We start from the raw sequence: 22,211 nt of genomic DNA, 5'->3' as shown, positions 1-22,211 counted from the left end.
TTCCTTTTTAGGCTAGCAAAGGTATATGCATGAAGGGAATTGACTAAACTTAATCCCCCAAGAATTACAACTGAGCCCAATTAAGCATATAGACTCCTTTTCTATCAACAAGGCAGTATTTAGTTATTCACCATACAAAAGCCGGCTGATTCATGAGGGATCAGCCGGCTTTTATGTTCCTTCGAAAAAGGGTATCCTATTGATGTTTATAAAACTTCAGTATCTTTTTCGCATAACGTTTTCCTAATAACAGTTGTGCTTCCGTATTAAAATGAGGGTCTTTCTCATCTTTATACCATCCCAATCCTTTCGATGATACCCAATCGGAATAGGGAATAAATGAAGAAACTTTTTTAATCATCTGATTAAAGGGGACTGTACCTGCTTCTCTTTTCGTCCAGTTCCATTGTGAAATCTGTCCTACAACAACCGGTAGATCCGGCATGTCCAGATCTTCCCGCAAGTCTTTCACCAAAGAAATCAGTTTCTGTTTATACGCTTCCGGATTCGAACAATCGGCTTCTCCCTGATGCCAAAGGATTGCTTTCAAAACACCTCCCTGCTTCATTGCAATCCGAACCCGGGAAAGAGCTTCTTCATAATATCCGTCTTTACTCCCTTTTAGCCAGGAGTTGATGGATGAGCCTCCACGCGCATTTACTACCAGCCCGACAGGACGTTTCGTTTGTCGGGCCATCTCTTTAGCAAAGCCGTAAGCCGGTCCCAAACGCTGCATTGACAAATCTTTCCGAACTGTAGAATAACGATTGAGAGGATTTACTGCCGGTTCAAAATTCCCCTTATCATTCAATAGATACACATTTTGGAGGGTATCCATGACTTCCGGAGTTAATGTTGCACGCCCCGCCATGTTGGATTGTCCGATGCATACATACAAGTCAAAAGAAGACGGAACATTCTCCTTTACATTCCCGGCAAAAGCAAATAAAGATTGCAGGAGGAGAAAAGACAGTAAATAAATAGACCTAAGCATATTGACAGTGTTTATGATTAATAGTTTCTATAAATACGGATAGCGTTCAGAATAGGTTCTCCTTCTTTTTTATGAAAGTCAACACTCAATCCTTTTCCATCCTTCACCGTTACTACAAATTTCTTGATAACAGCACGGGCATATCCGTAATCACGAGCTATGTTGAAATCATCCAAAACAGTCGTTCCATTCATTGAAATTCCGAAGCTACGGTTTCCGGCAAACGTCTGTTCCGAGTCAGCTCCCAGATTATAAACCAACGCTTCCCTCTCTTTGTCCGACTCCAATTCTGCCCAGTACAAATATACGGAATATTCTCCATTCGGTACATCAGCTTTAAAAGATTTTATTCCAACACGTTGAGTCTGGAAGATTGGATTCATATCCGTTCCCAGAATGTCAATATCCGAACCAAGCATACTGCCGAATCCTGTTTTACGACGATAAGAAGTTCCGCCTACAAATCCCCAGCTACCGGGCTTATACTCCTGCTCGGGAATCCATGCTACATTTGCTGTACGGTCTTCAAAATATCTCGGAGAACCCAACATTACATTTATTTCCGTAAATGGAATTGCTTCGTCTTTCAACTGTGAGCCTACCAACTGGAACTGAATCCGGAGCATATCCCGCAATTTGCTATCACCAGCCACGGCAACTGCTTCCAGGAGATTCTCTCCACCAACGAACGGTACGTCGAACAAGGCATAATTATCTTCTACCTTTTTCTTTCCCAGACTTTTATTGTTCACAAACAGCTCTACTTCTTCCGCATTGGAGAATACAGGAACAGACTGAATACATTCTTTCTGTGCAGTATTCACCACTCCCCCACGGCTTTTCCACTCCCGATTACCTATAACAAGTATCGGACGACGTGACAAAGCTGTCTTATAAAACCAATAAACATCCTTCTTCTCCCTGTTTAATCCGACAACTCCTTTATTGTTTACATGAGGAACAGCATCGACACGGGATTCGGAATAAAAATCATTCAGATTCCACAGACTGGAACCGGCAATAAACGGACGTTTCATCATTTCACGGAGATAATGTTTATGATACACCAAACCATATTCCTGTGAGAAGTCGAAACGTTCCGGCTGGTAGGAATGAAGTCCCGGATCTACTCCCGGTCCATATTCCGTAACCATCAACACTTTTCCCTTGTATACCTTATGGGCACGGTCGAGCAAACGTTGAAACTCATTGATATCCGGCTCATACCAGCCTTGATACAAGTTCCATCCCTGAATCATCGGGATTTCGGTCAGATGGGCATCTTCGTAATATTGAGGCATATTATGATAAGCCATCATGGTATATCTTGAAGGATCTTCCTCGCGGATGGTCGCTTCCAAGGCACGGGCTACTTTTTCAGTAAAGCGGTAGTAATCTTCCAATTGCTTGCCTTCGGTATAAGGGCGACGCAGAAAAATCTCATTCATATACCCCCAAATCATAACAGAAGGGCGGTTGAAATCCTGACGTACCATTTCTTTAGCCATCTCAACGGAGTTCTGCAAAAACTCTTCAGTTTCCGTAACAGCATTGACAACGGAGATTTCAACCGAAGTCACAATACCCAGTTTATCACACATTTCCATGATTACAGGATCTTGGGGATAATGTGACACACGCAGGAAGTTCCCTCCCATCTCTTTCAACAGTAGTACATCCTGTACATGCAACTCGTCGCGCAAGGCATTTCCTTTCTGAAAATAATCCTGATGCCGGGCAGTTCCGATTAGTTTACGTCCTTTGCCATTCAGGAAAAAGCCCTTTTCCGAATCAAATTTAAACCAGCGCAAGCCTAACGGATTCACCACTTCATCCAGCAAAGTACCCTTTTTCTTATCGAGAATACGCGTATATACCATATACCGATAAGGATCGTCTATATCCCACAAACGGGGCGAATCTATTTTTATCTTTTTAGAGATGTCTGTCTTTGTTTCACCGGATGCCAGCTTTATTTCCGCATGAGTCTTTTTCACTTCCTTACCATCCGCATCGCAGATTACATTTTCCACCCTGATTTCTGCAGGTTGGAGTGTATTATTCGTCAGTAATGTAGTAATTTCTACCGAGGCTGCGGAGTTGTTCACTTCGGGTGTACGGATATAAACTCCTGACGAAGCATAATCATTCGTTGCAATGTGCACCGGATTCATAAACTGCAGATAGACATCCCGGTAGATACCGCCAAAGAAAGTAAAATCGGCAGATAAGGGAGGAATATTCGGATTATAGACATTGTTCACATAAATGGCAAACAGGTTTTCCTGTCCATAACGCAAATGGGAAGTGATGTCAAAACAGAAACGGGTATACCCTCCTTTGTGTTCTCCCACGAACTGACCGTTCAGATAGAATCGTACTTCCTGATTGGCTCCTTCAAAATAGATCACTGCCTGACGTCCCTCCTGGCTTTTATCTACAAACAATTGTTTCCGGTACCAAGCCGGTCCCCGATAAAATCCCGGAGTTTCGTCGTCTGCATCTTTATTATTCCATGTATGAGGTATATTGACCGTCTCCCAAGAAGAGTCGTCACAGCCGGCCAGCTGCGCTTCAAACGGAGATCCTTTTGTAAATTTCCATCCGTCGTTGATTGTGTATACCACACGCTGTTGCGCCTGTGCCCATCCCACAATAAACAATAGAATAAAAATATAGAGAAACTTCTTCATAATCGATATATACTTATAATTAAAACTTTATTTTTACTTCTCTACCTGTGTAGACGCACTCTTTGCTATCAAGACCTGCACCTTCAGGCAGATATAATTTCACATGCATTTTTATTTGTTCCGGCATACCGGGATAAGTTCCCTCACGCAGTCCAATAGTCAATGTCCGTTCCGAATCTTTCCATTGCATCGGCACTTTCGAACATACACCCTCTTCATAGCGGTAGGAGTCGCCTTCGTCCTCATACCATAAGAAAGAAGCGTCCGCTCCTCCGTAAATACGTAGTTCCAATTCACGGTCGGGGTATTCCATCGCATATTGTTTCACTTCTGCCAAAGGCAAGATAGAACCGGCTTTTACATACAGGGGAAGGATGTCGAGGGTGTTTGCCTGCATTTGTTCTCTTCCTCCTTCAAAGGCCTTTCCGGTCCAAAAATCGTACCAATATTTGCCGTTGTGTTCCGGCAGATAGACACTGATGTTCTTTTCTTCCGATTGCGGATGAAATACCGGTCGTACCAATAAAGAGGTGCCGAACATATAGGCGTTATCAATATCAAAAGTCCGGGTATCTGTGGTGAAATCCATTGCCAAGCCTCTCAACAGGGTATAATTGTTGGCTGTGACTTGATGGGACATCGAGTAAATGTAAGGCAACAGACGGTAACGCAGATGGATATATTTCACCTGATTATCATAGAATGGTGTCCCCTTTTCACCGAATTGCCAAACTTCACGCGGCACATTCGTACCGTGAGCACGGAAGACAGGAGTAAATGCACTGAACTGGAACCAACGGGAATATAACTCTTTATAATCATTGCTTTTCAACCCATCAGGATATTTTGCATCACGTTCTGTGACAAAGAATCCTCCTGTATCGGAAGTCCAATATGGAATACCGGACATGGATAAGTTCAAACCGGCAACCAGTTGTTTATGCATATTTTCCCATGAAGCCGAGACATCCCCCGACCATACCGCCGTACCATAATGCTGTTGTGAAGCAAAGGCGGAACGGGTTAAGATAAATATGCGCTTCTGATCGCTTTCGGCCCGAAGACGTTGATAAAAGTCCTTCAGCATCTCCAAAGAATAGGTATTCAGATAACGGTGGAAACTACCCAGATAAGTATTTCCGGCTGATTTCGTCCTCTCTTCCTGCTTCAACTGTGTGAATCCATCCCGGAAGGAAGGCTCTGTCGCATCCATCCACCAGGCATCCACCCCCATATCATAGAGTCCTTTCTTGAGATATTGCCAAAAGATATCCCGTGCGGCAGGATTATACGCATCAAAGACTTTATAACCTGCCCATGTAGGTTCGCTAAATAAGGCACCGATAGAATCGAGTGACTGATAGACAGCTGTTTCCGGTCCGAATCCGGGCCATACGGAAAGCATAAAGTGAACATGATCCTGCTGATGCAGTTCTTCAATGACTTGCCGGGGATGATCGAAGTTCGCCGGATGGAAAGTCAGACTGTTCCAATGGGGTTTATCTCCCCAATACTCCCAATCCTGCACAATGTTATCCAACGGAATCCCCCGTTTACGATACTCCTTTACAACGGCTTTCAACTCATCGAACGATTTATAGCGTTCTTTAGACTGCCAGAAACCATATACCCACTTCCCGAACATCGGCACGTCTCCCGTCAATTCCCGATAACCGGCAACGACTTCGTCCATATTCTTGCCATATACAAAATAATAGTCGGAAGCATCGCCTACCTCGGAAGTAAATGAGTATCCTTCTTTCGTATCTTCAAACTTTGTTGAAGAATAATTATCCCACAAAATACCATATCCGTTAGTCGAGATAAGGAACGGATTGACAATATCCATATTAGCCTGTAACAGAAGTACGGATTTTCCACGATAATTCATGATTCCGTTCTGATACTGCCCCAGACCGTAAATAGCCTCATCGTCAGTAGGAACAAAGCGTTGGGTTACTTCGAGGCATTGCTCACCTCCGGCAACCGAACGTTTGAAGTGCCGTGCCTTTTTAGCTTCTTTCTCTTTCAGTAATAACTTTCCTGTCGATACTTCCTGAAAAGTGAAAGCCGCATCTTCTTTATCAAAAGCAACGGAAAGCTCACGGGTAGAAAAGATCAGTTGCTGCCCTGTATCTTTCCATTTATAATCTTTGAATGCCGATTTTTGCGAATCGACAACCAATCTTTTTGTTACCAGCGTATCACCTTCGGGAAAAGACAGAATCCGCACGCATCCCTCCGACATAAACTCAACCCTGTATTGAATACTGTCGGATACGAAAGCACATCCCTTGCCGTCTTCATGAACCGACGAGGAACACCCGAAACAAGATAATACGGATAAAACTAATAACCAATTTTTCAAACTCTTCATCAATACATTTATTTGACAGTGTAGATGGTATAGCCCAATGACAAATTACGGATAACGACATTTCCTTTTAAATAGAAAGTAGGCATATTGAATCCATTTACGATATTATCTTTATACAGTTCCACTTTTGCACTTTTCCATTCGCCTGTATTGTCGGTACGTATCCGGGATACAATTTTAAACGGTTCTTTCGGTTCGCGCTGTGTGGACGAACGTATAAAAAGAGATTCATTTCCTTTGTCCAGGTATTCAAAATAGAGATACCCTACATAGTTATTCATTTGCAGTTTGGAAACCAATTCTTTGGGCAAAGAGATAGAAAGCGTTTCTTCGGCATTGTAACCACCTGATTTTCGCTTTCCCTGAATCTTCATGTCCGACTCACGCAAACGCATCATCTCAACCGCCAAAGCGGATTTGGCTGTCTTGACATCATTTTCTATTTGTGACAACAAACCTATCGCCACCGGATAACGTCCCTGGCTAATCAACAACGCTGCCTTATCGAGCGAACGTTGACAAGCAGATACGTCCATCTTCGTCTTTTCCAGGAAACGGGCTTCTTTTCGCAAACGGAAAAGCATTAAAGGTAAGGTTAAGCCACGCTCGTCCGCCTGTTCGCCTTTGAATTCTGCCGCATACTTTAAAGTGGTACGCAGTTCACGGTCACCGTTTTCGATGGTAGGTTCTATTTCATGCCCTTCGGTATAGTCGCTCCACGAAGCGATAAACATCATGTCAAGGCTGTCTTTCTCCGCCATACAGAACTTCCACATACTTTGGTAAGTTTCTCCATTATTGCGAGGGATATAATAGAAGTGTCCGCGTCCCCAGCCCGCACATCCCCGGTTATCCATTCCCGGCATGGCAAATCCTGACTTAATGGTATAAGCAGGATTGTTACTATGCCAAATCGAGTCACGGAAAGGTTTCATAAACTCAATAACATCATCCTGCGTGGCATAATTATCCCATTCAGCATGTGCCTGATCTCTTGTACGGACACGAGCGGGAAGCCATGCGGTCGGTATTTCTCCCACTTTTTTCCAGGCATCCATATCATCACTGCGGGTGACAGGAATGTATTTATCGTTTTCCAGTTTTCCCCAATCCGCCCAACGACGTAAGGCAACGGGCTGCTTCATTCCTTGCGGAAACTTCACCAGTGATAATACTTTCTTGTATTCATCGACTTTTGCTCCGGGACCGAAATGATAAAAGACAGGCATTCCCTTCACCATAGGAGCAGTCGGACCGGTAAAGACACTATCTACTAAATATTGGTAACATTTAGCCATATATTCGGTCTTTGCCTCACGGGTGTTAACTTCCGGATAAATCTTCGTAATCCAGTCATAATACAACCAACCGTCACACCAGTTTACACCGATTTCAAAGTCATACTTCGCTGCCACTTTCTGCATCTCACGCAGCAAGATGTCATTTTCGTGAGGCTTGAATCCCCATTCGATAAAGAATCCGTCTATCTTGGCAGCTTTTGCCGACAATATCTGATATTCGATATAATCGGGATCGAGATTGGACTGCATTCCGACTTGGGGATAGGTCACTGCCGCTATCTCATGTCGCCCTTCACTGTCTATCAGGTCGGCATTATAACACAGGGATTTCCTTCCCGTACTTGATTTCTCCGTATTGGCATACATCTCCCAACGCCCTAACTTTCCGTCATGTTGCCGGGTATAACGCACACCGTGGAAGTCAGCATACACTTTCTTTCCGTTCTGCGCCAAGGCCGGTAATGCGATAGATACCAATAAAAAAAGAAGAAGTTTCCTCATTGTTCCAAACTTAATTATTCAACTTATGTATTTTATTACCCTTCGACGATACTTAATCAATCCTCACCCAATACGAAATCGTGCTTTTCCGGATAACTGAAAGTATTGTCTATCATCCAACGACCTTTATAAATTTTAGCTCCGTCCATCTTGAAGAGTTCTTCTCCCTTCTCATTTACAAGTCCTTCAGCCCACCACTCTTCAGTCGGTTTCAGCATCAAGATTCCGTCAGGTCCGTTACAGATACTTTTTATATCAGCTGTATTGTAGACTTTTTCACAAGTCGGTTCGGCAGAGTCATTAGTCGTAGCGTCGGTAACTCCTGTCAAATCAAACTTGTAGACAGCCGAAGCGGCAGTAAGCCACAGTTTATCTTCTTCACCATATACCGGGAACAAATCGTGTCCGCCCGATTCTTTGTCGAACGTATAAATACGAGTCTGATTTGTCAGTTTAGGATTGCTCCGGTTACCATCATACTTAAAACGGAATAATGCGGTAACTCCGCCCGTTATTGTAGCTGTGGCATACAGATACGACCTTTTCTTATCCCAAACTACATTATGCGCATTACCCAGCTTCACCGTATTAGCCTTCGCTCCCAATACCTTAACCGTGTCAACCACAAAGGTATTGATTTCGCCGGATTTCGATTCTGCCGTCACAATATTTCCATCGGGTAATACCTCCGCAGAGTGAGGATTCTGTCCGCAATTTGCATAGAACATTAATTTATGGTCCGACAAACGGATTAAAGCCACAGCTCCGCCGGAGGCAGTCATCAAGATATAGCGTCTATTGAAAACAGGTTTTACTTCGCTCGGATTGACAAACCAACCCTGTTGGGCAGCAGGAACACAAGCCGTATAAGGGTCCCAACTCCAAATATTACGATGCGTCTCCGCATCCCTGATGACAATAGCCCGTCTGGATTGCTCCGCCAGTACATAAGCCTTTTCCGGAAGTTGAAAGATTTGATCTTTTACTACAGGAGCGGCATCATCATCGGAACATGCTCCCAAAGCTATATTAAATCCTAAAAGGATTGCGAATAAACTAAACTTCTTCATGGTCATAACTATTTTAATTCTAAATATTCAATTTGTCTTTTTAATGTTTCCGTTAATCTATTGAACCGATTTTGTATCATAATAATCGATCAATGAATGAACTGCAAGATTTACCTGTCGCATCTGCGACAGAAAAGATGTATAAGGCTCGTATTCGATGGAGACTATTCCTTTATTAGAAGCTTTTCCATCCGAACCGTATCCATCATTATACTCAAAGTGTACCCAACCCACACAATTCCGGGTTTCAAGTAAACGAAGACAGAAGTTCTGATAAAACTCACCTCTGTTTTTCTGTGTACGTACCAGCCATCCACCTCCTTCGGTATTGGCATATCCAGTTCCCTGATAACTGGCATCTTCTGCTTTCGTATAGAATTCCGAAACTAAAAAAGGTTTCGTTCCACACCAAACTTTCAGGTTTGCCAAGAAATCTGCTTCCGGTTGCCAACGGGCATAATAATTGATAGAAACAAGATCGCAATAACGGGCACAAACTTCCACCACTTTCTGATTGTATTTGCTCCAGTCATGCAGACGTGTCCCCAAAATCAAATGCTCTTTATCATATCGTCTGACGGTAGCGGTAGTCAACTGATAATAATAATCAGCAACCATCCCCCGAAAGTCTTCCTGATTTTTCTTGGTGATCGCTCCGGCAGAAGCTATACCGTTATCCCGCATGAACTTTTCTGCATACTCACGAGCTGCTTTATAGCGTTCGGGTAAGGACAAGAAATGTTTCAGATCAATTCCTCGCAAAGGGTCAGTATTCTGATAACTGGCAAACGGCAATTCATTGTCAAGATAGAAACCTATAAAATGCCGGTCACCGGCAAATAAAGCTGACTTCTCTTGTACGAGACGATCTATGTACGTAGCAAATGTCGGTTCGAAAAGAAGAACGAGACGATTATACTTGTCATCATCAAACGCGTAGCCCAAATTCTTGCTCATATCCCACATAAAGGTACGGAGCAGATACAGATTCTCTGCATAAGCAATCTTTTGCGTCTTAGGTGTCAACAAGTTAGCACGTACTGCAGCAGGAAATACTTCAATACGGTTCGAACCATACGAAATATAGTTTATATGATTGTCTGCCAACAGTTTGCCTGTCTCTTCACTCCATCGCGCCTCACTACCGTATCGAGTACTGAAAGCCTTCTTATGAGCAGTAGATTCTCCCGGACGAACATGCTGAATTCCATGAATGATAACAGCTCCATTATCCGGATCCAGTAAATAAGAACGGCCTCCACAACTAGCCACTCGGAAAAAGCCTTCTTTTCCAACCACAGAAGAGGGTTGCAAACCGATTCGTCCTCCCCATGCAGTCCGGCTATAATCCGAAGAAGGAGTATACCAATTCATATTATCAATGGTACGTGTTTCCCTTGAATCTGCCGTTGTCCATGCTTGGAATGTTCCGTTCTGCCATTTCCGGTATTCAACGTTCAAAAAAGTATATTCATCTTTTTCCAAAGGAGTATCTCCTCCTTCCGGTTTCAAAGGTTCTATTTCGTTGGAAGAGGAGGAACAACTAAGCGCTAACTGCATCAGTCCGACCAAAGATAAAAAGAGGAAATACCTATATATTATATGTTTTCTCATATTACTTTCAGCTACCGCACATTATTACTTAACCAATGTGCTTGTTATCAATCGCATCTTTCGTATATTCTATCTAAGTTCACCGGGATAGCTGTTAATAACTCTCGCGTTGGCTATTAATAGAAAAGTTATCCTCCACTAGGAGAGAACTTCCTTCCCCCTTGTTGCAAACTTCTTTTATCCTTATTATAAACTATAAACGCAAGCTTTGTTTTTATAATTGCAAGTTTTGTTTTTATAAACGCAACTTGCATTTATAAAAACGTAAGCTTCGTTTATAGTTTGTATCGGACAGAGAGCAACTTTACTCCCAATGAAAGGGAAGTTTAGTCTTAATAGAAAAGAACTTTTCTATTAAGACTTCAGACGGTAGGTAATACTACCCTACTTACTTCTTCTTAGGGAATTTGATTTCAACAGTTGCTATCTGTTTGGTCGTATTATTATCCATCTTACCGGAGACATCAAGAACTTTCATAACACCATATCTTTCTCCACCAGCACTTGAATTCCCCCCAGTCTTAAATCCAATCACACTACCAACAAAGTTCTCAATTGTCATATATACCTTCTGATCCGCATTTCCTTTCAAATATTCATTCTGAATAGAGGAACGGGAAGCTGTATCATAATCAAAATCTGTAGGGAATAGGACATATTTAGTCATATTCTTTGCCGGCAAGTTACTCAATGTTTTTCCACCTGATCCTTTATACAAGCTATTTTTCTGATCTACATTTTCCATAGAATAAAAGCGGAAAGAAAGAACACCACTGTTAGAATTTATAAAGAACTTTATATCAACATTCCTAGCGCTTTCCACACTGGAAATAGCCTCATCCACCGAATACGTCTTCATGTCATTCAATGAGATCAGAGCAAACGGTTCTGCATTTGCTAATATATGGCTACCTACCTTAATCTGGACAACTTCCATATTCACATAAGTCCTTACAATCCCTACTACTTCTTTACCCTCTCGACCGTCAGAAACAACCACTTTTAATTGGGACGTTTCTTCTGTTAATTGTACTTTAGGTGTATAATCAAAGTTCTTATTGTCACCACCTATCTCCTCACGGAATATTTCTGTACTTATACCATTTTCCACTCGGGATATAGCTACATATTTTACGCCACGAACCGATTCAATATGCATTGGAACTTCCGTATCTACTCCTTCATCAGTAGTAATTAGCTCTTTACCCAAGGTCAATACAGGAACCGGAACTGTCTTATATGACACCTGCAAAGTAGAAATTGTGATATTACCATATATATCTTCTGCTTTCACTTTAAAGCCCTTATCACCTTCTTTATATTCTATCAATTCATCATACTCATACGTTTTGTCGCCATTCAGTATATCACCGCCTTTCGATGTTTGTCCGTCTACAGAAACCAAGAATCTTTCTACTTTCTTCAAACCAGCTTCCGAAACAATTTTAAAAGTGGTACGAGGCATTACCGGGTTTTCATCCATCTCATCATATACAATCTCTTCCGGATCGAATGTAATGACAGGACGTGCCATTACATCGGTAACAGCAATTGGTAAAGTCCCACTCGTAACATGATTCAGTTTATCCGTAGCTTCAATGATAAAAGCTTCATAATTTGCATTGTACTCCAAGTTTTCAGACAAGCTGTAAGAGTTGGGATTGAAAAAGTCGGTTACAGTTTTATATTCTGTCACTCCCTCCACCGTCTGCAATTTCATTGTCACGCTCTGAAGCCCTGCCTGTGATTTAATAACAGCCACTACCGGCAGATTGTCTACTTTATTCAAATCAACGTCCAGCTGCTCCATAGGAAAATAGATCACAGGAGCCGCTGCATTAGGATCCAGTCCATCATTATCGTCGCCACAGGCAGCAAAGCCCAAGCAAAGTCCTAATATTAATAAGGCATATATTTTACGAATCATAATTAGTTCTCTTTTTAATTAACTGTGGTTATTTGGAATATTTGCAATAGTTCTCAAATATATGAATCACACCATTTGTCGGCAGAATATTGCTAGTCTTAGCTTGCCGTTGCGGAGATTTTCCGTTGCTTCCGGTCTGATTCACCAGAATCTTACCTACTGCAGCCTGCCATGGATTTTTCCAAACAGACATTGTCATCAATCCAGTCTCACCTTTCAGCATAGTTAAGACGAACATCGGTTCTACCTGCAATTGCCCATAAGAACTATATTCTCCATCTACAATATGATAAAGCAACATATTCTTCACCTTTTCTTTATCACAATCTGTAATGGAAGCTACGCCTGCAAATTCATTCTCCCGATAAAGCTGCATACCGGCATTATTCAAAGCCAGAAAAGTATATTTATTATCAGTCTGGGTATAATAGTCCTTCAAACCTGTATACTCAATAGCTGCTATCAACTCCGAGAACATATCTTTGTGATCCTGAAAATATTCCCACGCTGTCACTTTTACATACGGATCATCCACCGAAGGCTCATAATCATAGTTCTTTTGCAAGTCCAGATCACAACCGGTCAATGCTAAAATTGTCCAACAAAAGAAAAGAGTCTTATATAATATTGTCTTTTTCATTGCTTCTACCTTTTTAGTTGTTAGTATTACCATAATACGTATTCTGCACAATCTTCGGATTTTCCAAGATATGTGAATAGTGGATCGGGAAAAGTTCATTGCCGTCCTGCTCCATTCCGTTGATAGGTTTCATCACTTCCTTCCACTTTCCGGTACGCAGCAAATCAAACCAACGGCGTCCTTCACCGGCTAACTCCACCTGACGTTCACGCAAGATATAATTGACTACCTCTTCTTCTGAAGCAAAATCATTTTCAGTCAGTGTATTCAATCCGGCACGGTCACGTACAGTTTTTACTAAATCCAAAGCTTCCCCCCATTTTCCCTGATGAGCACGAGCTTCAGCTTGCAACAACATCATATCTGTGTAACGATAGATTGGATAGGCTACTTCGCATGTCTTATTCAAAGAGTTACTGATGTCACCTGCCATATATTTACGCAATTCATTTCCATTTTGATAGTATTTCACCGTAAAGTCTTTACGCTGGTCACCTTGCATATCCTTTTCATCAAAGATACTCATAAACTTATCAGACATGACCGCCGCACGATTCCCTGAACCGGAAAACCATTGATACATATAACTGTAACCATTCGTGCCGACTTCATCCATGTTGAAATGAACAAGGAAAATAAACTCTCTGGAGTTATATTCATCATTTTCCGGTGTATCATCAGAAGGTTTATTAGTCAGTTCTTCCGTAAACATGGTATGCCAAGTAGCAATGTTAGGTTCGAAGTCTACAAAACGGCCGCCCTTTTTGGAAGCAATAGTTGCCATCTTATCAATGGTCTGATCGGCCAGATTATATTCTTTACTCCACATATAAGCATCAGCCATGATAGCCCAAACACCACAGATAGAGATACGTTTGCGCTCATAATTCTTGTTACGGTTAATCAGGCTTTCCGCTTTCTTCAGGTCCGGAAGAATGACATTATCAAGAATGTAGTTTTTATCCGTACGCTCTTTGTAGATGGCTTCTGAATACTTTTCTGTAGGTTCTGTAAACAAAGGTACGTCTCCCCAAACACGGATAGCATAGAAGTAGGCCAAAGCACGCAACGCATAAGCTTGTCCGAGATAGTCATTTCGGTCTGCCACATCAGGCATACTGATATTAGGAACATATTTAATAGCCAGATTTGCCTGGTTAATCATCTGATACAGAGTCGTCCACTTTGCACATTTCTCATCCGTAGACATCAGGTTGTTGATAACACGTGCCTGATCGGCCATTACCGGTGCTCCGGGAGCTACATTATCCGAACGGAACTCCCCCCAATAGAAATAGTTCTCCCGTAAAGTGGAACGTAACAATCCATAGATTTCATTTATACCTGCCTTAGCGTCACGGGCAGTCTGCCACATGTCACCTGCCGGAATTTCACTTACCGGTTCCTCATTCAGAAAGTCTGAACAGCTATTCAACGATAGAGCCAGGCATACAGCTCCAACAAAATATTTTATATTCTTCATACGATATCTTCAATTAAAAGTTTGCAGAAAAACCAATACCATATTCTCTCTTTCTCGGATAACGGTAAGAGTCTTTACCTACCTGCAGAGGATTGTTGGTAGAGAATTCAGGATCGAATCCCGAATAGTTGGTCCATGTCAAGGCGTTGTTTACAAAAGCGTAGATATTTATATTCTTCAACATCAGCTTCTTTATCCAGTTTTCAGGAAGATCGTATGCTACACGTATGTTCTGCAAACGAATAAATGAAGCATCTTCCAGATAGAACGAGTTACCCATACGGGCATTGTTGTAATCATCATTATACGGACGCGGATAGATTGCCTGGTCACCCGGATGCAACCACATATTATGGATGACTTCCGGTGAAGGAGTAGTTCCGGTGTATTTGAACATATTACGATTATGTTCGGCTGCATTATAAATCTGTCCTCCCAATGAATAATAGAATCCTAAGTATAAACTCAAATTCTTCCAAGTCACCGTTGTATTCAAACCACCGGTTACATCAGGCATGGCATTACCGATCACCATACGGTCATTATCATCAATCACACCGTCACGGGTTCCTTCCGGTTCCTCCCAGTTGTAATCTCCCCCACGGAACGGTTTACCGTTCGGCAACGTTTTCTGACGGATATTACCTGCATATTCCTTTCCATCCAACAAATATTTGTACTGGAATACACCATTCTCAAACACCGGAGTCAACTGTTCCCATTTATCAGTAAAAGCATTCGATTCGTCGTATGCAAAGATACCGGCGCTTTTAAATCCGTAGAAGTCACCCACACGGCCACCTTCCTGCATCCACCAGATATCACCTTCCATATATGCCTTACCTTCAGACAGCTTCTCAATACGGTTAACGTTTCTGGAGATATTGAAAGAAGCATTCCACTTCCAGTCCTTCGTGCGGATAATATCACCGGTAACAGCTATTTCAAAGCCTCGGTTACTCATTTCACCGACATTGGTTTTCATATATGCAAAACCGGATTCTTTTGGCAATTGGTAGTTTGCCAGCAAACCGTCTGTATATTTATCGTAGTAATCGGCAGTGATTGTCAAACGGCTATTCCAGAAATTCAAGTCCAGACCAAGGTTGAATTGTTTAGTTTCCTCCCATTTCAGATTGTCTTTACCGATACGAGTCGGAATAACGCCACCCACTCCGTCATAAATAGAATTCGGAGAATAAGAGTAGATATAGTCGTAGTTGCCGATTGCTTCGTTACCCGTGATACCGAAACTTGCACGGATCTTACCATCTTCGAGAAACTTTTTCGAGAATTTCATGAATTTCTCATCCGAGAAGCGCCATCCCACAGATACGGAAGGGAAATTACCCCATTTGTTCTCTTTGGCAAAACGAGAAGAACCGTCACGACGCATAATGGCATTAAGCAAATATCTTCCTTTATAATCATAAGTCACACGGGCAAAAATGGAAGCCATAGAGTGATTGCTTAATGTGGAGCCTGTAGATGACAAATCCAGGTTTGCGGCAAAAGCATTCATTGTATAGATAAAATCTGTAGACGAGTTTATCCCCACAAATGTTTCGTTTTCATAACGCCACTGCTGTGCACTAACACCTACCATGGCCGTAAAATTATGATCTTTTATTTTGCGTGCATAAGTAAGGATGTCTTCATTCATCCAGTTCCAGTTCAGGTAATTATAAGAATAACCTTTATTCTGTTTCTGCCATTCGTCGGTGATAAGACTCGGTTCGAGTTTTTTGCGTTTATCCAGATAGAAGTTGGCATTAATATTGGCTCTGAACTTCAAATACTTGTTGAATTTGATTTCAAAGAACTGGAAGAAGTTAGCCTTATAAGAATCAGTAAAGTCGGTGGTATAATTGACCTGCGCAATAGGGTTCTTCTGACCGTTAAACACTCCGACCAAAGAGCCATCCGGATAATAAGTATTGAAATAAGGACGACGAGTCAACACTGCGCTCAATAAAGTACCTTCATTCAGACCTTTCTTTTTAGAATAAGTCAAAGAAATACGGCTACCCATATTCATCCAGTCTGTCGGTGAATAATCGGAGTTGATACGAGTATTTAGTCTCTGGAAACCTGTATTGGAAATAATACCTTTCTCATTATAATAACCGGTATTGATGAAATATTTCAATTTCTTTGTACCACCCCCTACACTGATATCCACCTGATCTTTTTGTGCAGTGCTTGTAATCATGTCCAGATAATCGTTATCCACATTAAAGAAAGAGTTCAACGGATCATTCAGTATATCACTACTTTCATCCGGATTACCTCCGCCGTATGTTTCAAAATACTCTTTACGATACTGGTCGTACAACAAACGTTCTTTACGGTTTGCCTGTGGAACCTTGTGAGACAATGTACCCCACGAGTGATTATACTTGATATCAATACGGGCTTTACCTTCCTGCCCACTTTTGGTAGTGATAATAATCACACCGTTCGCCGAACGAGAACCGTAGATAGCTGCAGAAGCGGCATCTTTCAAAATCTCCATAGAAGTGATATCATTCGTATTGATACCGTCGATACTTTCCAAAGGCACACCGTCTACGATATAAAGAGGAGTAACCCCTTCGGCAGAGAACGTGGAAGTACCACGTATTTTGATAGAAGAAGATTCACCGGGCTGTCCGGAACCGGATACCACCTGTACACCGGCAGTAGTACCCTGCAATGCTTCAAAAACATTAGTAGCCATTTTTTGCTCAATGGCCTCGCTTGAGATGGAAGTAATAGCTCCTGTTACATCACGCTTTTTCATCGTACCGTAACCCACTACCACTACTTCGTCCAATAGCTTAGAGTTCTCTTCAAGCGTAATATTCATTGTTTTATCTTTCACTACCACATCTTTAGGGGTATATCCCATGAATGATACAGTCAAAGTAACTCCCTTCTTCGAAACATTCAATGAGAAATTACCATCTAAATCTGTAATTGTTCCATTAGATGTTCCCTTTTCCATCACATTGGCGCCAGGCAAAGGAAATCCTGTTTTATCCACAATAACTCCCTTCACTGCAAACCCGCCTTGAGCATAAGCCGGATTGACAAGGAAAAAGAGACTCAAGGAAATCAAAAGGAACGACTGAAGCAACCGCACTTTTGTCCTACTCTGCAAATTTTTCATAACTAGAATAAAATTAAATTGGTTAATTATCAAGGTTTTACTCACTACTTAATTAATTGGGAAAAATATATTGATTCTCTCCAATAAGATGCTATCTTTTATTTACTACATGGATATTTGTCTTTCATAATACTACACAATAATTATTATATTAGAATAAAGATTACACAGTACCCGGTCTACCAAATGAAAGTGTGTGCGGACACACCTAACCAAAGAAAACTCAAGTACAAGCTGGCATTATCCAACGCCACAAAAGTATCGCATTTGAATATATTGCACCCTATCGAATTGTTCGTTTTATCTAGTCTAAAAATTCAGATGACTTATTTTAATCACTTCACAGAGGGTTCGGAGGAGGTATTATGAGCTTTTCGGTATTGCGTAGGAGCAATATCAAAAAGTTCTTTAAAACATTTATTGAAGTATTGAGGATTTCCAAATCCTAACCGGTAAGCAATATCCGATATATTCATTTCCGGAGAATTCTGCAGAAAATATGCCGCTTTTTTCAGACGCAGATTCATGATAAAATTATTTGGCGTACTTCCCGTGATACCTTTTATCTTCTGGAATAAGACAGTACGTCCCACCCCCATCTCACGTGAGAAGACATCTACACTGAATTCGGGATTTTCCATATTATCTTCCACTACCTGTGTCGCTTGTTCGATAAACCTCTGATCGAGTTCATTCGTTGCAATCTTCTCCGCTTTGCTATCCAGCTGATGGGCATATTTATTCTGTAAAAGTCTGCGGGTATTAATCAGATTATTGCATTGCATCACCAGCCGCCGCATATTAAATGGCTTCACCACATAAATATCCGCTCCAATTCTTAATCCTTCCAACTCACGTTCGGGCGCACTAAGGGCAGTCAGAAGAACGACAGGGATATGACAAGTTTCAATATTGTTCTTAATTTTGGCACACAATTCCGTTCCGGGCATTCCGGGCATCATAATATCCGAAATAACCAGATCAGGCTGCATCATTTTTACTTTTTCATACCCTTCCTCACCATCACTTGCAGTTTCAACCGTGTACAATGGAGAAAAGATATCTACAAGGATATTTCTGATTTCTTCATTATCATCAATCACCAGTAATTTACAGTCAGTAGTCCCGCTTTCACTTTGGGCTGACTGCACCTCTTTAACCAGCAGTTCTTTGTCTTCCGAATAATAAATATATTCCTTATCCTGCTCCGGTTCAACCCGGGCGACAGAAGAATCAAAGTGAGCATCCCCTTTTTTCAGAGTGACCTTAAAACAAGAACCTTTTCCCAGCTGACTTTCTACTGTTATATCTCCCTGGTGGGCTTTCACAATACCCTGACTCAAAGCCAGCCCGATACCAGTTCCTCCATACTGTCCTATATTCTCAACCTGATAGAACCGCTCGAATATCTTAACATAGTCTTCCTCGGATATTCCCGCACCATTATCGGAAACGGAAAACATACATTCCTCCGTTCCATCAGCCAATTCCATACGGATAGTTCCACCGTCTGAAGTATATTTAAAAGCATTAGACAGCAAGTTATTAACCACCTTCTGTATTTGCATCCGGTCTCCCCACACGAGGCATTGCTCGCAGTCGGCATGCAAAACAAACGAAATATTCCTGTTAGCAGCCAACTCCTTAAACAATACATAATGCTCTTTGAGCAAAGAATATAAGTCAAATTGAGAAACTTTCAGTTTCAAAAGTCCCTGCTCCTGTTTCCGGAAATCAAGCAACTCCGTAATCAATGATTTCAGGTTACCTGCATTTTTATGTATATTCAACAGTTTCGAATAAGCATAGGTAGACAATTTGCCGGAATTCAGCAACAGATCAACCTGCCCCAGGATAAGAGTGATCGGAGTTCTGATTTCATGCGAGATATTCGTGAAGAAACGAAGTTTGGATTGATTCATCTCTTCAATGTATTGTTTCTCGCGAAGTTCAAAATCCAATGAAGTTTTCAGGAACAGACGGATTCTATATTCTCTCACGATGAAGAATAGAATAGTCAGAATCACGCATACATAAATAGTATAGGCCCACCAAGTAGCATAGAAAGGTGGCGTAATCGTTATATCCAGCGATCTGATTACTTCCGGGAAGTTCTTCAGCCTGATCTCAAAGACATAATCACCCGGAGAGATATTTGTATAAGTAATGTCATTTCCCAGACGGTTCTCGCTCCATTCATCATTATACCCCATTAACCGATATTCTACCTCACCACCGCCTATATGCAGAAAATTATCTGTTGAGAAACCGATAGAAAACACATTCTGCAAATAATTCAATTTAATCCGATCGGTATAGGCAAAGGACTTATTTAGGATGCCGGTTTGATCGCCTGTGGTAATCTCTTTGTTATTGACATACAAATGAGCCAACTCCAAATCATATATTTTCGGAGGATAGGACAAACTACTTTCACGAATGGCAACCAGTCCGGTAGCTCCTCCCATATAAATATCATGATTGCGGGATACATGCATGGATTTCCTATTAACAAGAGTCAGCGGAAATCCTGTTTTAGAATTGAAGTTTATCACTTTCCCGTCTTTCTGTTCTAACACAGACAATCCATGTCCGGTACCAATCAATAAATTCCCGGAAGGAGTTTCGCCCAACACTCTGATATTTTCTCCCGACAATACACTTTCAGGAGTATGCAAACGAAACAATCGCTCTTTCTTATCCAACAAGAAAAGCCCGTTGCCATGTGTTCCGACCCAAATGTTTCCCCTTCGATCTTCATAGATGACATTGACCAGCTCTTTTTGAGATCTGACCTGCTTCTTCAGACTTATCCTATACGTTTCAAACCGTCCTTCATCAATCACATAAGCTACACAACCATCATCGGAAGCAAACCATAGCCGGTTTTTCGAATCAAGCAACAAAGTGTTATAATTATGAGTAAACAACTCCTTTTGATGAAACAACACTTCAGTTTTTAAGGTCTGTTTATCCAGACTAACAACTGCAGATGTTGTACCTACATACAATTTACGAGGAGTGTCGGCCAAGGCAAACAGAGCTTCTCCCACACTTTCCTCTCCGAGCGGTTCGAGGTCATATATATCATTCCGATAGTTATCAAGATGAAAACAGTTGACCTTGTTTGTAAAGTCAGCAGCAATCCACAAGCAGTTATTAGCCTCATCAAAAACGACATCTTTCAAATAATCCGTACTAAAATGATATCCGGTATGCGCATTAAAATGTTTGAATATTCCTTGTTCCGGTTGATATAAATCCAGTCCTCCACCTTCTGTGCAAATCCATATATTTCCGGATTTATCTTCTGCCATAGCACCCACCACCGGAAAAGACAATCCGGTATCCGAAGCATGATAATGTACAAAATGTTGATATTCCGGTGAGAAGAAGTTCACGCCGCCCCAATAGGTCCCCACCCAGACAATTCCTTGTTTGTCCGTATAAAGAGAAGTCACCGAACGATTGGACATAGCCCCCACCCGGTTAGGATCCGCCTGATAATGAAATATTTTCCCGGTAGCCACCTCAATCTTACTCAATCCGCTTCTGTAACCTACCCATATATTCCCTTCCAAATCCTGACATAACGCTCTTGCCATATCATCCCGGACCGTGTAAACACTCTTGTCGTTATAATCATAATGATGTATGACTGCACCTTGAGGTGAAAAACAGAAAACACCATGATCCTGCGAACCAACCCAAATATTCTGATCGTTACTTTTTATCAGTTTCATCACCTTGATTCCGGGCAAATAAAGCGACATCGATCCACAAGTATCCACACGCATCACCCCGCCATCTTTCAAAGCAACCCAAAGATTTCCTTCCGAACCTTCTACCATTGTCGGCCCGGTGTCCGGCAAATGTACCTCCGCATACATGGGTTTCACGGAACGGGTATTCTTATCATACAAGAAGAGTTTTCCCCCTTCTGCAATCCACACTCCCAACTTTCCTTTGGCAAGAGTGGAAGGAGAAGGCACCGGAAGAATATAATATTTCTCCGTTTCAAGGTCGAACTGGAAAAGTCCGGTAGAGGTCAAGAGAAAAAGACTCCCCTGGCCGTCCTCCACCATCTGGGTGACATATAGATTACCATAACTGATGGAATCGTTATGAAAATGATTAAAGACTTTGATATGATTGCCATCGAAACAATTCAAGCCATCCAGCGTGGCAATCCATATACGCGACTTCTCATCCTGGCAAATATCGCTCACCGTTATTTGCGACAATCCATCCTCTACACCCAATGTTCTGAACTTATATTCCTGTGATTGAAGAGGAGATATAAATCCTAAAAGAGATAACAGAATAAGAAAATGGATCTTAGATAGTTTTTGTCCGCGCATATCAAGAATGATGGTTTATAGCACATTATCTTCGCCACAAAAGTAACAGTTTTTATGATATTCCCAAAATCAGAGCCAAATAACTAATAGATATGGACT

The 22,211-nt window shown here is 41.6% G+C and carries 11 protein-coding genes; all 11 read right to left on the bottom strand.

Going from position 1 to position 22,211, the window contains the following annotated elements; translation table 11 throughout:
- Positions 1–196 precede the first annotated feature (196 nt).
- Complete coding sequence (locus LPH68_RS07115) at positions 197–994, bottom strand: sialate O-acetylesterase (protein ID WP_008645237.1); 798 nt, start codon at positions 992–994, stop codon at positions 197–199.
- 17 nt (positions 995–1,011) lie between these two features.
- On the bottom strand, positions 1,012–3,687 hold the full coding sequence (locus LPH68_RS07110; protein WP_151923206.1) for a glycoside hydrolase family 2 TIM barrel-domain containing protein: 2,676 nt from the start codon (positions 3,685–3,687) through the stop codon (positions 1,012–1,014).
- 19 nt (positions 3,688–3,706) lie between these two features.
- Positions 3,707–6,064, bottom strand: coding sequence for a TIM-barrel domain-containing protein (locus LPH68_RS07105; protein WP_230296891.1), 2,358 nt, complete (start codon positions 6,062–6,064; stop codon positions 3,707–3,709).
- A gap of 8 nt (positions 6,065–6,072) precedes the next feature.
- Positions 6,073–7,866, bottom strand: coding sequence for a glycoside hydrolase family 71/99-like protein (locus tag LPH68_RS07100; protein WP_049701782.1), 1,794 nt, complete (start codon positions 7,864–7,866; stop codon positions 6,073–6,075).
- 56 nt (positions 7,867–7,922) lie between these two features.
- Entirely contained in the window at positions 7,923–8,936 is a 1,014-nt protein-coding gene (locus LPH68_RS07095) for a DUF6528 family protein (RefSeq protein ID WP_049702291.1), read from the bottom strand.
- A gap of 57 nt (positions 8,937–8,993) precedes the next feature.
- Entirely contained in the window at positions 8,994–10,550 is a 1,557-nt protein-coding gene (locus tag LPH68_RS07090) for a hypothetical protein (RefSeq protein ID WP_087316956.1), read from the bottom strand.
- Between the two features lie 388 nt (positions 10,551–10,938).
- On the bottom strand, positions 10,939–12,477 hold the full coding sequence (locus LPH68_RS07085; RefSeq protein ID WP_087316959.1) for a hypothetical protein: 1,539 nt from the start codon (positions 12,475–12,477) through the stop codon (positions 10,939–10,941).
- 28 nt (positions 12,478–12,505) lie between these two features.
- Positions 12,506–13,117, bottom strand: a complete 612-nt coding sequence (locus LPH68_RS07080; protein ID WP_004310456.1) for a fasciclin domain-containing protein — start codon at positions 13,115–13,117, stop codon at positions 12,506–12,508.
- 13 nt (positions 13,118–13,130) lie between these two features.
- Positions 13,131–14,600: a RagB/SusD family nutrient uptake outer membrane protein gene (locus LPH68_RS07075; protein WP_087316962.1), complete on the bottom strand. Its 1,470-nt coding sequence runs from the start codon at positions 14,598–14,600 to the stop codon at positions 13,131–13,133.
- Between the two features lie 13 nt (positions 14,601–14,613).
- Positions 14,614–17,751, bottom strand: a complete 3,138-nt coding sequence (locus LPH68_RS07070; RefSeq protein ID WP_117809417.1) for a TonB-dependent receptor — start codon at positions 17,749–17,751, stop codon at positions 14,614–14,616.
- A gap of 335 nt (positions 17,752–18,086) precedes the next feature.
- Positions 18,087–22,112: a two-component regulator propeller domain-containing protein gene (locus LPH68_RS07065; RefSeq protein ID WP_008024525.1), complete on the bottom strand. Its 4,026-nt coding sequence runs from the start codon at positions 22,110–22,112 to the stop codon at positions 18,087–18,089.
- Between the last annotated feature and the right edge of the window lie 99 nt (positions 22,113–22,211).

Source organism: Bacteroides sp. 1_1_30, from assembly GCF_020982715.1.
GTDB lineage: Bacteria > Bacteroidota > Bacteroidia > Bacteroidales > Bacteroidaceae > Bacteroides > Bacteroides xylanisolvens.
This window is presented reverse-complemented; position numbering and strand designations above follow the sequence as displayed.